This window comes from Intrasporangium oryzae NRRL B-24470, from assembly GCF_000576595.1.
Classification (GTDB): Bacteria; Actinomycetota; Actinomycetes; order Actinomycetales; family Dermatophilaceae; genus Intrasporangium_C; species Intrasporangium_C oryzae.
On record NZ_AWSA01000001.1, the window covers coordinates 111345 to 123913 of the forward strand.

General features: G+C 72.1%; 12 protein-coding genes. 9 read left to right on the top strand and 3 right to left on the bottom strand.

Features of this window, described 5'->3' with window-relative positions; translation table 11 throughout:
* Window positions 1-19: 19 nt before the first annotated feature.
* On the bottom strand, window positions 20-784 hold the full coding sequence (locus N865_RS00515) for a MerR family transcriptional regulator (protein WP_034800347.1): 765 nt from the start codon (window positions 782-784) through the stop codon (window positions 20-22).
* Between the two features lie 183 nt (window positions 785-967).
* Between N865_RS00515 and ddaH the strand changes: the two genes are divergently transcribed.
* The 6 genes from ddaH to N865_RS21430 all read left to right on the top strand — a co-directional run bounded on the left by ddaH (window position 968) and on the right by N865_RS21430 (window position 6758).
* Complete coding sequence (ddaH, locus tag N865_RS00520; protein ID WP_034800349.1) at window positions 968-1738, top strand: dimethylargininase; 771 nt, start codon at window positions 968-970, stop codon at window positions 1736-1738.
* A 150-nt stretch (window positions 1739-1888) separates the two neighbouring features.
* Complete coding sequence (locus N865_RS23380) at window positions 1889-3424, top strand: TspO/MBR family protein (RefSeq protein ID WP_245603613.1); 1536 nt, start codon at window positions 1889-1891, stop codon at window positions 3422-3424.
* A gap of 429 nt (window positions 3425-3853) precedes the next feature.
* Window positions 3854-4657, top strand: a complete 804-nt coding sequence (locus N865_RS00535; protein ID WP_034800355.1) for a DUF4397 domain-containing protein — start codon at window positions 3854-3856, stop codon at window positions 4655-4657.
* Between the two features lie 145 nt (window positions 4658-4802).
* Window positions 4803-5372, top strand: coding sequence for a class F sortase (locus N865_RS22930; RefSeq protein ID WP_281173456.1), 570 nt, complete (start codon window positions 4803-4805; stop codon window positions 5370-5372).
* A 23-nt stretch (window positions 5373-5395) separates the two neighbouring features.
* Complete coding sequence (locus tag N865_RS00545; protein WP_034800361.1) at window positions 5396-5965, top strand: RNA polymerase sigma factor; 570 nt, start codon at window positions 5396-5398, stop codon at window positions 5963-5965.
* Window positions 5952-6758: an anti-sigma factor gene (locus N865_RS21430; RefSeq protein WP_051509728.1), complete on the top strand. Its 807-nt coding sequence runs from the start codon at window positions 5952-5954 to the stop codon at window positions 6756-6758. Before N865_RS00545 ends, N865_RS21430 begins: the two co-directional genes overlap by 14 nt.
* Before the next feature lie 91 nt (window positions 6759-6849).
* Here the strand turns inward: N865_RS21430 and N865_RS00555 are convergent, their stop codons facing one another.
* Entirely contained in the window at window positions 6850-7269 is a 420-nt protein-coding gene (locus N865_RS00555; RefSeq protein ID WP_034800363.1) for a MarR family winged helix-turn-helix transcriptional regulator, read from the bottom strand.
* 262 nt (window positions 7270-7531) lie between these two features.
* Here N865_RS00555 and N865_RS00560 point away from each other — a divergent pair, with 262 nt between their 5' ends.
* Window positions 7532-9592 (top strand): MMPL family transporter, encoded by a 2061-nt coding sequence (locus N865_RS00560; protein WP_034800364.1) that lies wholly within the window; start codon window positions 7532-7534, stop codon window positions 9590-9592.
* 82 nt (window positions 9593-9674) lie between these two features.
* Window positions 9675-9998: a hypothetical protein gene (locus tag N865_RS00565; protein WP_034800366.1), complete on the top strand. Its 324-nt coding sequence runs from the start codon at window positions 9675-9677 to the stop codon at window positions 9996-9998.
* A 131-nt stretch (window positions 9999-10129) separates the two neighbouring features.
* Here the strand turns inward: N865_RS00565 and N865_RS00570 are convergent, their stop codons facing one another.
* Window positions 10130-11668, bottom strand: coding sequence for an MFS transporter (locus tag N865_RS00570; protein ID WP_034800368.1), 1539 nt, complete (start codon window positions 11666-11668; stop codon window positions 10130-10132).
* Between the two features lie 103 nt (window positions 11669-11771).
* On the opposite strand from N865_RS00570, the gene N865_RS00575 reads away from it, so the two are divergent.
* Window positions 11772-12500, top strand: a complete 729-nt coding sequence (locus tag N865_RS00575; protein WP_051509733.1) for a TetR/AcrR family transcriptional regulator — start codon at window positions 11772-11774, stop codon at window positions 12498-12500.
* Window positions 12501-12569 lie beyond the last annotated feature (69 nt).

A 12569-nucleotide genomic window follows, 5' to 3' on the forward strand; every position in this document is an offset into this window, starting at 1 on the left:
GGAGTGGGGGGTGCCGGGATCAGGCGTCGCCGTGCCGGTCGGCGTTGGCGTGGATGGCGTCGCGGACGTATGCCGCGAGGCCGGCCTCGAGGTCCTCGTACGTCTTCGTGAACCTCGGGTCCGCGACGTACATGTCGGCGAGGCGCCGGTGGAAGGCGTGGTCGAGCTCGTAGAAGCGGTCGTGGATGTGGCGCCGGTGGGCCTCGGCGGCATCCATCGCCTCCGGGCTCGTCGGCGGCAGACCGGCCCTCTTGGCCATGACGAGAGCAGTGTTGACCGACTCCATCTCGGCCTTGACGGCCTCCCAGTCGGCCTTCGTGTACCGCTTCGTCCGGGCGGCCGACTGCTTCCACGCGTCGGTCTGCCCCCAGCGCTCCTGCGCCTCGGCCTCGTACTCGTCGCTGAAGCCGTCGCCGAAGAGCTCCTTCATCTCCTCGGGCGTGGCGGGCTGCTCGTTCATCTCTCTCTCCAGTGCTCGGTCGATGGCCGCGACGAGCTCGGTCAGCTCGCCCAGCCGGGTCAGGACCGTCTCGCGTTGGCGCCGCAGGTGGTCGACCGCGTCCTCGCCGCCGTCGAGCAGCGCCGCGATCTCGTCGAGCGGCAGCTCGAGCCGCCGGTAGACGACGATCTGCTGCAGCCGCGCGAGGTCGGCGTCGGTGTAGAGCCGGTAGCCCGCCCGCGAGCGCTCGCTCGGGATGAGCAGGCCGACCTCGTCGTAGTGGTGCAGCGTCCGCACCGTCACGCCGAACACGTCGGCCACCCTGCCCACCGTCCAGGTGGTCATCTCCTGCGTCCTTCCGGTCATGACATCGAGCGTGTCGCCTGACGCCGCGTGAGGGTCAAGCCGTGCACGTCTTTCACCGTATGCCGCCGGGCCGGGCCGGGTGCCCGCCCGCGGTTCCGCGTCGGCGGGATCGTCGACGCTCTCACCAGGGGTCCGGGCCCCAGCAGCGCCTAGGCTCGGCCCGTGCACCGTCGCCTCGCGCTCGTCCGCCGTCCCTCGCCCCGGCTCGCGCAGGGGATCGTCACGCACATCGAGCGGTCCGACAGCGTCGACGCCGGCCTCGCGCTGCGCCAGTGGGAGGAGTATGTCGCGGCACTGCGCCGACGAGGGTGGGACGTGGTCGAGGCGCCTCCGGTCGACGACTGCCCGGACGGCGTCTTCATCGAGGACCAGGTCGTGGTCCACGGCGACGTCGCCGTGCTCTGTCGCTCCGGCGCCCCCGAGCGACGAGCCGAGCGTGTCGGCCTCCGCGAGGTGCTCGAGCCCCTCGGCTACCGAACCGTCGAGATCGAGGCCCCCGGGACGCTCGACGGCGGCGACGTCCTCAAGCACGGGCCCCATGTCTGGGTCGGCCTCGGTGGCCGGACGAACGCCGAGGGCATCGCACAGCTCGAGCGGGCCCTCGAGGGGCACCGGGTCACGGTCGTGCCGGTCGCGGTGAGCAGGGTGCTCCATCTCAAGTCCGCGGTCACGGCCCTTCCCGACGGCAGCGTCATCGGGTACCCGCCGCTCGTCGACGACCCGGAGGTGTGGGAACGCTTCGTCGGCGTTCCGGAGGAGGCGGGCGCGCACGTCGTGCTCCTCGGGGGCAGGTCGGTCCTGATGTCGGCAGCCGCACCCCGCACCGCGCAGCTGCTGCGGGCCAAGGGCCACGACGTCACCGTCGTCGACATCTCCGAGTTCGAGAAGCTCGAGGGGTGCGTGAGTGGCCTGCCCGTCCGGCTGCGCGGCTGACGACGCAGAGGTCCCATCGCGCACCCTCCCGTGCGGGACGTCTCGTTCCCGAGACCCGCGCGCGACGGCGCGATCGCTGTTAGGGTCGCTAACGAGGTTAGGGATCCACCGAGTCACGGTGCGATGAGCTCCGTGGGCAAGGAGCAGGACATGGCACGGCTGACCCCGCCCGAGGAGACGACGCCAGCTGACACCCCCGTCGAGCCGGTTGACAGCACGGCCGGGCCGGATTCCGCGTCAGCGGGACGGAAGGCGCGCAAGAGGACCCCGCAGCGGGCCACCGAGAAGGCCGCGGCGAAGTCCCCCCGGCCATCGGGGACCACGGTCAGCGACTCGGCGCAGTCCGCAGGCGAGGCCGTATCCATGAGCGCCGCGGCGAAGCCCCCGTCGAGGGCCGCGTCGAAGGCCCCGACCAAGACCGCGTCGGAGGCCGCAGCGGGCCCTCCAGCGGGCGCTCCTTCGAAGGCGCCACAGAAAGCCGCTCCGGACCAAGCGCCGAAGGCCGCACCGGACCGAGCGCCGAAGGCCGCAGCGAACCGGGCCCCGAAGGCCGGGACCGGCACGACTGGTGCGACCGCCACAGCGAGCGCGGGGCACGCGGGCGACAACACGGCGAACCCCTCCACCGGTGCCCCGCGGTCAGCAGCCCAGCATGGGGCGACCGGGACGCCCGTCGAGAAGACCCAGCCTGCAGACGTCTCCGCGGATGCACCCGAGCCCGCGGCCGCAGCCGCCGATGGCGAGAGCGTCGTCGCGACCCCCGACCCCCTTGTCGCCCAGAGCCGGCCGACCAACGAAACGACCAGCCACACGACCAGCGAGATTGCCGAGGGCGGCGCAGACGGCGCGGCCGAGGACGGTGCTGCCGGGGACCGTGCCGTCGCGAGGGACACGCTGACGGGCGGCGACCAGGCCCGCCGGACAGCGGTCGTCGCGGCCGAGGTCTTCTGTGTCGTCGGCACCCTCGTCGGGGTCGGCGTCCTCGGGACCCGGGTCGAGGAGTCGTCCGGCGGCGCGCTCGCCGCCGACGCGACTCTCATCGCCCCCGCGGGACCGGCCTTCTCGATCTGGACCCCGATCTACCTCGGCCTGCTCGGCTACACGATCTGGCAGGCCCTCCCGTCCAACGCGACCCGCGAGCGGACTCGGGCGACGGGCTGGCTCGCGGCCGCCTCGATGGTCCTCAACGCCGTCTGGCTCCTCGTGACCCAACAGGGCTGGATCTGGCTCAGCGTCGTCGTCATCGCCCTGCTCGCAGCGGTCCTCGGCACTCTCGTCTCGCGTCTCACGCGCGAGCGGGCCTCGGGCGCGTGGGAGCGCGTTCTCGTGGACGTCACCTTCGGCACCTACCTCGGCTGGGTCAGCGTCGCGACGGCTGCCAACGTCACCGCGGCTCTCGTCCAGTCGGGCGTCGACCTCGGCTCGGTCCTCAACCAGGTGGCCGCGGTCCTCGTCGTCGCGGTCGCCGCCCTCATCGGGGTCTTCCTCGCCAGCGGGCTCGGTGGGCGCTGGTCCGTCGCCGGGGCGATGGCGTGGGGACTGGGCTGGATCGCGGTGGGCCGGTTCACGGACGAGCCTCGATCGGTCGTGACCGGTATCGCGGCGGCAGCGGCCGCCGTGGCGGTGCTGGCCGCCGCCGCCCGCTTCCGCAGCAGGGGCGTCGTCTACCACGGTCGCCACTCCTGACACCGAGGCCGCAGGCTCGACGCTGCAGGGGCCCGGATCGCGAGGTCGGGCGGACGCCCGTGTCGACGACGGAGGAGGCAGCGGCCACCCCATCGAGACGTGGCGCGAGGAGCTCACCGAGCTGAGCGGCATACAGCCGAGCCCGGCGACGAGCCCCCTCCTCCTCGGGTGAGCGCAGCGTTCGGTTCCGAACCCAGCGTTCTGACAGCGCGTTCGCGCACGAACGCCGCGTTCGGTCCGGTGTGCCCGGGGGGCGGCGGGGTGGCACGTCGACGCGCGGGAACGGCATCTGCAAAAATTATTCAAGAAAATTGTTCAAGAGTGCATCCCGGGCACCGACTTCGGCGGAAGTAGGGGCAAGGACGGCCTCACGGGACCGTCCAGCACGGCACCAGGCACGACCCCACTCCGTCCCGAAAGGACACTCACATGAAGATTCTCCGCACTTCTGCCGTTCTCGCCCTGGCGCTCGCCCCGGCCGCCTTCGCCCTCCCCGCCCACGCGGCGGGCGAGGCCACGGTCTCCATCCTCCACGGGGTGCCCGGCGCCACGGTCGACGTCTACGCCAACGGCAAGGCGCTGCTCACCAACTTCAAGCCCGGCACCCTGACCGACCCGGTCATGCTCCCCGCCGGCACGTACGACCTCAAGGTCACGGCCGCCGGCGCCGGCGCCGGTGGCGCCGCCGTCATCGAGGCCAAGGGCGTCAAGGTCCCGGCCGATGCCAACATCACCGTGGTCGCCCACCTCGACGCGAACGGCAAGCCCATCCTCACGCCGTACGTCAACGACACCTCCAAGGTCCCGGCCGGCCAGGCACGGGTCACGGTCCGGCACGACGCCGCAGCCCCGGCCGTCGACGTCCGCGCCAACGGCACCCCCGTCTTCAAGAACCTCACCAACCCCAACGAGGCCAAGGGCGTCGTGAAGGCCGGCACGATCAAGGCCGACGTCGTCCTCGCCGGCACCGACACCGTGGCGATCGGCCCGGCCGACCTCACCCTCAAGGAGGGCACCAACACGATCGTCTACGCGTGGGGCAGTGCGGCGGACAAGAACCTCAAGCTCGCCGTCCAGACGATCTCGGGCATGCACTCGGCGCCCGGTGGTGTCCCCGCCGGCGAGGGCACCGGGTCGAACGACGCGGCCCGCTACGTCCTCGTCGCGGGCTCGGCGGCCGTCGCAGGCGGTCTCGTCCTCACCTCGCGTCGCCGGGCGACCGAGCGCGCCTGACATGAGCCCGCACCGCTCTCGAGCGAGGGTGGCGGCCGCGCTGGTCGCCGCCCTCCTCGTGGGCGCGTTCACGGCGTGGGTCACGCGAGCAGAGCCCCCGGCACCAGCCTCCGACACGGTGCCGGCCGGGGCCGTGACCGTACCCATGCCCTCCCCCGACGGCCCGGTTCGGCCATCCCCTTCGTCCGGGCCGTCGGGGGAACCCTCCGGGGTGACGAGCGCCCACGACGCCACGCTCGGGTCCGGCACGGGCCCAGCTGGCGGGGTCGCGAACGCGCCGAGTCGGTTCGAGATCCGTCGGCTGGGGATCGCGATGAGGGTCCTACCGGTCGGGGTCGCCAAGGACGGGCAGATGGCCCTGCCGAGGACGCCCGCCGAGATGGGCTGGTACGAGTACGGGCCGCGTCCGGGCGACAGCAGCGGGGCGACCGTCATGGCGGGCCACCTCGACATGCCCGGCTACGGCACCGGCCCCCTCGGGCGGCTCGACGAGCTGCGCAAGGGCGACGTCATCACGGTCCGCTCGGGCACGACGGTGAGCCGCTACCGGGTCGACGAGGTGCTCGCCCTGAAGAAGGCGACCCTCGACCTCGCGTCCCTCTTCTCGAGGGACGGCCCCGCCCGCCTCCACGTCGTGACGTGCGGTGGCCGCTTCGACCCCGTGGCGCGCAAGTACGACGAGAACATCGTCGTCGTCGCCACTCCGGTCGCTTGAGCACCCATGGATATGGTGTCCTCGTGCACGTGCACGAGGACCCTGACGTGGAGGCGAACGAGCTGGCCGCAGCGCTCGCCGGCGGGTCCGAGGACGCCCTCGCCGAGATCTACCGTCGCTGGTCGGGGCTCGTTCACACGATCGCGCTGCGCTCGCTCGGCGACGCATCCGACGCCGAGGACGTCACGCAGCAGGTCTTCGTCTCGGCCTGGCAGGCCCGTCACACGCTCCGCCCCGACCTCGGGTCGATCCCGGCGTGGCTCGTGGGCATCACCAAGCACCGGGTCGCCGACGTACGGACCCAGCGCTACCGCAACCAGCGCAACCTGCGCGCGGTGGCCCTCGAGACGGCCGCGGCCCCGACGTCGTCCGGCGACGGCGACTGGGCCGAGCGGCTCCTCGTCGTCCACGAGCTCGAACGGATGGGCGACCCGCGCGCCGCCGTGCTCCGGATGGCCTTCATCGAGGACCGGCCGCAGGAGGAGATCGCGGCCGCGCTCGACCTGCCGCTCGGAACGGTCAAGAGCCATGTTCGTCGTGGCCTCATCGAGCTGCGACAGAGACTGAAGGAGGTGGAACGTGTCTCACCCTGACGACGAGGTCCTCGTCGACCTGGCTCTCGGCTCCGACGAGCCGGAGGCGGGGGCGCGTGAGCACCTCGACCACTGCGACGAGTGCCTGCGCGCCGTCGCCGAGCTGCGTCGCGCAGCCTCCCTTGTGGCCACGAGCGACACCGCCCTCGGGCCGTATGCCGGGTGGTCGGCTCCCCCGGCCAACGTCTGGTCCCGCGTCGCGGCCACGGTCTCGGCCGGAGGCGGTGGCGACCCACGGCCGGCGGCGCCTCGGCCCGTCATGGCTGGATCTGGGGCGGCTGAGGCCGGCGGGGCGCATCCCGGGACCGCGCCACAGGTGGTCCGGCTCGAGGACCGCCGCTCTCGCCGACGGGTGTGGCCCTGGGCGGCCGGCATGGCCGCCGCGGGTCTGGTCGTCGGCGTCCTCGCGGGTCGGACGTTCTGGGCATCGCCCGCTTCCACCGATTCATCCACCGGGTCGACCGTCGCCCAGGCCGAGCTCGACACTCTCGACACCAAGCAGCGACTCGGCGAGGCGACTCTCCTGCGCACGGCGGGAGGGGTGGACCTTCGGATCGCGACGTCCAGGCCGCTCGACGCCGGGGACGGCTACCTCGAGGTCTGGCTCATCAACAGCGACGGCAAGCGAATGGTGTCGATCGGCGTGATGGGCGGCGGCGAGATGGGGAGCTTCCCCGTCAGCCAGGCCATGCTCGACCAGGGCTACGTCATCGTCGACATCTCCAAGGAGCACTTCGACAACCGGCCCGAGCACTCCGGTGACAGCCTGGCCCGCGGCAGACTCCCGGCCTGACCTCCGGTGTCGCGAGGCCATGCCGGCGGCTGGACCGCAGCCCGTCCGTGGTTCGTCGCTGGATCGGTCCGTCGGTCCGTCACCGTCGTGGTCAGTCGAGGAGACGCTGCATCGCCTCGATGGCGCCGCGGAGGTAGCGCTCGACGACCTCGCGCTCCTCGTCCGTGAGGGCGAGGTCGATCTCCGCGAGCCCGCGGAACATCGGCATCATGCGGGCGAGGACCTCGGCGCGGCCGGAGTCGGTGATGACGACCTGGGTCCGGCGGCCGTCCCCGGGGTGAGGGCGGCGCTCGGCGTGACCGCGGCTGCAGAGTCGGTCGACGACGCCCGAGGAGGCGGCCGAGGTGACGCCGAGCAGCTTGGCGAGCTCGACCGGACCCATCGGCCCGCGCATGAGGTGTCGGAGCGAGTGCAGCTCGGAGGTGCTGAGGCCGGCCTCGCGCGCGACCGCCGCGGGCACCGACTCGGAGATCTCGACGAGCTCCTGGAGGGCGGCGAGCGACCCGGTCATGCGCCATTCCGGCACGACGGAACGCACCGCGGAGCCAGGGTCCGGCTCGCCGTCGTGAGGGGAGGCCGCGGCCACCCCGTCAGCGCTTCCCACCGAAGCTCGCCGGCGCCGAGCCGAGGCGTTCGTGGGCGGCCGGATCGGTGGGGCGTCCGTCGGTTCTGACGCGGAGCCCTTTGATGCCGTGTGAGAGGTGCTGCTAATGTCACTCACCAACTTAGTAATCCATTGAGTAACTCACTTACCCATCCTATCGGAGGCACGCGTGCGCGCAGTGGCACAGACCATCACCCGGAAATGGATAGCGATCGCGATCGCCCTGTTCGCCGTCTTCGGCGGCATGGGCCTCGCGAGCGCCGTCGGTGAGGCGACCCGGACCCCGGCCGTCACGGACTCCCGCCCGGTGGGGTCCGACAGCGCGGCGGCGCTCGAGCTGCGGGAGAAGCTCCCGCAGGCCGAGGGCTCGACGGCCGTCGTTCTCTTCACGAAGGACGGCGGCCGGCTGTCGGAGGCCGATCTCGGCGCCCTGCAGCAACGTGCAGCGAGCCTCCCGGGCGCGACGCCGATGCCGATCCAGACGTCTCAGGACGGCACGGCCGCCATCGCCGTCGTCCCCGTCAAGGCGAACGACGCGACGACCACGGCACAGCGCGTCGGCGAGATCCGCACCGCCGCCAAGTCGGATCTGCCGGCAGGGGTGACCGCGCAGGTGACCGGCCCGGCCGCCGTCCAGGCCGACCTCGCCGCGGTCTTCCAGGGCGCCAACACCCGCCTGCTCATCGCCACGGCCTCCGTCGTCGCGATCCTGCTCATCCTGACCTACCGCAGCCCGATCCTCTGGGTCATCCCGCTCCTCGTCGTCGGCGCGGCCGACCGCGTCGCCGCCGTCGCGGCCACGCACACGCTCGGGGCCCTCGGAGTCGTCTGGGACGAGTCGACGATCGGCATCCTCTCGGTCCTCGTGTTCGGCGCGGGCACCGACTACGCACTGCTGCTCATCTCGCGCTACCGCGACGAGCTGCGTCGCCACGCGGACCGCCGCGAGGCGATGGTCCTGGCCCTGACCCGGACGGCCGAGGCGGTCCTCTCGAGCGCGGTCACGGTGGTCCTCGGCCTCCTGACGCTCCTGCTCTCCGCCTTCCCCGCGACCCGTGGCCTCGGCCTCGCCTGCGCGGTCGGTGTCGTCGTGGCAGCCTTCTTCGCGCTCATCGTCCTGCCCGCCGCGCTCGTCACCTTCGGACGCTGGGTCTTCTGGCCGCGCATCCCGCGCGAGGGTCAGGCCGCACTCGCCGACAGCCAGTCGCTCTGGCGCAAGGTCGGCGACCGGGTCGCCGCCCACCCGCGCCGCTTCGTCGCCGGGACCCTGGCGATCCTCGCCGTCATGGCGGCCGGCATCCTCGCCATCGACACCGGCCTCTCGCCGTCCGACCAGTTCCTCAAGAAGCCCGAGGCCATCGCCGCGAGCGAGCGCCTCGCCCAGTCCTTCCCGGCAGGCACGGCCGACCCCGCCATCGTGGTGACGACCGCGGACGCCCAGACGGTCCTCGCGAAGGTGCAGGGCGTCGACGGGGTGGCCAGCGCCCGGGTCGCCAACGAGGGCAACGGCGTCGCCGAGGTCAGCGCCGTCCTCAGCGCGTCCCCGGGAAGCTCGGACGCGACCGAGACCGTCAGGGGGATCCGGGAGGCCGTCAGCGCGGTCGGTGGGACCCACGTAGCCGGCACCGAGGCGGAGGCGCTCGACGAGTCCGACGCCTCACGCCGGGACCTGCTCGTCATCGTGCCGCTCGTGCTCGTCCTCGTGCTCCTCTCCCTCATGGTCCTGCTGCGCTCCGTCGTGGCGCCGATCGTCCTTGTGGCAACGGTCCTCGCGACCTACCTCGCCAGCCTCGGCGCCTCGTGGTGGATCTTCTCGAAGGTCTTCGGATTCGAGGCGCTGGCGAGCAACGCGCCGCTCTTCGCCTTCGTCTTCCTCGTCGCCCTGGGCGTCGACTACAACATCTTCCTCGTCAGTCGAGCCGCGGAGGAGTCGCGCACACACGGCACCCACGAGGGAATGCTCCGGGGTCTCGCGGCAACGGGTGGCGTCATCACCAGCGCGGGCATCCTGCTCGCCGCAGTCTTCGCGGTCCTCGGGGTGCTGCCTCTCGTCGTGCTCGCGCAGATCGGCGTCATCATCTGCGTCGGCGTCCTGCTCGACACCCTCGTCGTGCGGACCGTCCTCGTCCCGGCCATCGCGCTCGTGCTGGGCGACCGCTTCTGGTGGCCCCGGACGGTCACCGAGCCGGCTCAGGCCCCGAGGCTTGTCAAAGCCTCGACAAACAGTTGACAAACCGCTCAGTCCGGGGTGCAATTGCTGTGTCGAGATTCGACAAACCCTGGACGCTTGGGAACCTAATGAAGGAGTATCGATGAGGATCTTCCCGATGGTGGCCGCGGCCGCCCTCGCCACCTCCGCAGTTCTGGCCACGGCGGGCTCCGCCTCGGCAGCGCAGGACACGTCCTGCCAGCACGCCGGCATCAAGACGCTCCAGTCCGTCAAGGTCGACAAGGGAGGAAACCTCCTCGCCGCCGTCGCTCGAGACGGTCTCCCGATCTCGACCGCGGTCAGCCTCGGCGTCACGGTGCGCCCCGGCGCCAGCCTGGCCGGCGTCCCGGACCCGCTGCCCCTGTCGCTCATCCTTGCCGACCACCGGGCCGGAGACTCCAGCATCTTCATCTACCCCTGGTGCTGACCGACCCACCGAGAACCCCTGAGGTCAGGACCGGCCTCCCTCTCCTCCCTTGGTCCTGACCGTGCTCGAGCCCCGTGCCGGACCCCCTCCCGGCACGGGGCTCTCGTTGTCGCCCGCGCGGCGGTGTCTCGTCAGACGGCTGCCGCGTCGCGCACCACCTCGTCGGCCGGCGCCGGCGTCCGCGGCAGGAGGATGGCTGCGACGAGGGCGCCGACGACGAGGACCCCCGCGGCGACGAGGTCCGTCACGTGCATGCCCGAGACGTATGCCGCTCGGGCCCCTTCCAGCACCGCCTGCCCGCTTGCGCCACCGAGGTGCTCGGCGACGACCGTGGCCTCTCCGAGCGTCTGGCCGGCGGCCTCCGCCGTGACGGGCGGCAGGCCGACAGGCAGGCGGTCGGCCACGTGAGCGGCATACACCGCGGCGAGGACGCTGCCGAGCACGGCCATGCCGAGGGCACCACCGAGCTCGCTCGCCGTCTCGACGAGGGCCGACACCGAGCCGGCACGTTGTGGCGGCGCCACGCCGAGGGCGTACTCCGTGACGAGCGTCGCCACGGAAACGAGGCCTGCGGCGATCAGGGCCGAGGCGACGAGCGCCGGCAGGATCCCCGAGTCGACGCTCGCCCAACGCATCCCGATGAAGCCCACCGCCGCGACGACGAAGCCCGCCGCCATGACGACCGGCCGCCCGACCCGCTGGGCCGCGACCGCCGACATCGGCGCCGCGGCACCGACGACGACCGAGGGCGCGAGGCTCCACAGGGCTGCGGCGAGTGCGCTGTAGCCGAGGACCGACTGGAGGTACTGGGTCATGAGGATCGCATTGCCCATGACGCCGAACATCGCGATGACCTGGACCGCGACGGAGCCGCCGAAGCCCCGGCGACGAAAGAGCGACAGGTCGACCATCGGTGAGCGCACCCGACCCTGGCGGCGGACGAAGGCCACCCCCGCGCACACCCCGACAGCGGAATACACCGTGACCGAGGTCGACCAGCCGTGCGTCGCGACCTGCTTGAGCGCGTGGACGACCGGCAGGATCGCGAGGAGCGACAGGGCCGAGCTGAGCAGGTCGACCCGCGCCTGCGGTGACCTCGACTCCGGCAGGAGCAGCGGGCCCACGACGAGGAGGGCCACCATGACCGGCACGTTGACGAGGAACACCGATCCCCACCAGAAGTGCTCGAGCAGGATGCCGGAGATGACGGGGCCGATCCCGACGCCGGCGGCGAGCACCGCGGACCAGATTCCGATCGCGCGGGCCCGCTCCTCGGGGTCGGCGAAGAGCTCGCGGATCGTCGCCAGCGTGCTCGGCATGATCGTCGCGCCGCCGACACCGAGCAGCGCCCGGGCGGCGATGAGCGCCTCCGCGCTCGGGGCGTAGGCGGCGAGCACGGACGCTGCGCCGAAGGCCAGGGCGCCGAGCAGGAGCAGCCGCCGGCGGCCGACACGGTCGGCGAGGTTGCCCATCGTGAGGAGCAGGCCGGCCAGGACGAACCCGTAGATGTCGAAGATCCAGAGCAGCTGGGCCGCCGTCGGCTCGAGTGCCTGGGCGATGTGGGGCACGGCGAAGAAGAGCACGGAGACGTCCATGGAGACGATGAGGAGCGGCAGGCAGAGCACGGCGAGCGCCGTCCACTCGCGCCGTCCGGCGGGTGAGGTGGTCATCGAAGGTCCTTCCTGTAACTGCGTATGTCGCATAGTGTGTATGTCGCACACCGAAGGTACGCCGTTACTGCGTAGAGGACAAGCAGTTGAGTAGGCTGAATCCGTGACGGACCTGCCGCGATACCTCCAGCTGCTCTGGGGCCGTGAGCCGGCGGGCCGCCGCGGGCCGCGCCCCGGACGCACGATCCACGAGATCGGCGCCGCAGCCGTCGCCATCGCCGACGAGAACGGGCTCGAGGCCGTGTCGATGAAGAGCGTGGCCACCGCCGTCGGGTTCACGACGATGTCGCTCTACCGCTACGTCGACAGCAAGGACGAGCTGTATGCCGTCATGCTCGACGTCGCCTACGGCCCGCCTGACCTGCGGTTCCGCCCCGAGTCGGCCTGGCGCGAGCGGCTGACCGCGTGGGCACGGCGGATCACCGAGCGGCGACTGGCCCACCCGTGGATCGTCGAGGTTCCCCTGGCGGCCCCGCCGCTCAGCCCGAGCATGATCGCGTGGATGGAGTGCGGCCTCGCCGCCCTCGATGACACCCCTTTGACGAGCCAGCAGCGACTCTCGGCCATGCTGGCCATCGACGGCTGGGGCCAGAACCACGTCCGTCAGACGATCCAGATGGGCCTGTCAGGGGAGATCGACCCCGACAGCCCCCAGGGCGCCTACCTGCAGCTCATCGGCCAGCTCGTCGAGGCGGACCGGTTCCCGCACCTGGCGAGCGCCGGGCCGGAGGCACTCGACGGCGACGAGGCGGCGTTCTTCGAGGAGGAGTTCGCCTACGGCCTGGGGCTGCTCCTCGACGGAATCGCCGCCCTCATCGCCCGCCAGTCCTGACCGGACACCCAGCGCACCCCACCCGTCCTCTCCCCGCTCCCCGCCACGTGAACGCAGCGTTCGTTCACG

What these genes read in the sequence shown, in the direction of transcription:
- N865_RS00515 (WP_034800347.1), bottom strand. Translation starts at nt 784, where the DNA reads ATGACCACCTGGACGGTGGGCAGGGTGGCCGACGTGTTCGGCGTGACG.
- N865_RS23380 (WP_245603613.1), top strand. Translation starts at nt 1,889, where the DNA reads ATGGCACGGCTGACCCCGCCCGAGGAGACGACGCCAGCTGACACCCCC.
- N865_RS00535 (WP_034800355.1), top strand. Translation starts at nt 3,854, where the DNA reads ATGAAGATTCTCCGCACTTCTGCCGTTCTCGCCCTGGCGCTCGCCCCG.
- N865_RS22930 (WP_281173456.1), top strand. Translation starts at nt 4,803, where the DNA reads ATGCCCTCCCCCGACGGCCCGGTTCGGCCATCCCCTTCGTCCGGGCCG.
- N865_RS00555 (WP_034800363.1), bottom strand. Translation starts at nt 7,269, where the DNA reads ATGACCGGGTCGCTCGCCGCCCTCCAGGAGCTCGTCGAGATCTCCGAG.
- N865_RS00565 (WP_034800366.1), top strand. Translation starts at nt 9,675, where the DNA reads ATGAGGATCTTCCCGATGGTGGCCGCGGCCGCCCTCGCCACCTCCGCA.
- N865_RS00570 (WP_034800368.1), bottom strand. Translation starts at nt 11,668, where the DNA reads ATGACCACCTCACCCGCCGGACGGCGCGAGTGGACGGCGCTCGCCGTG.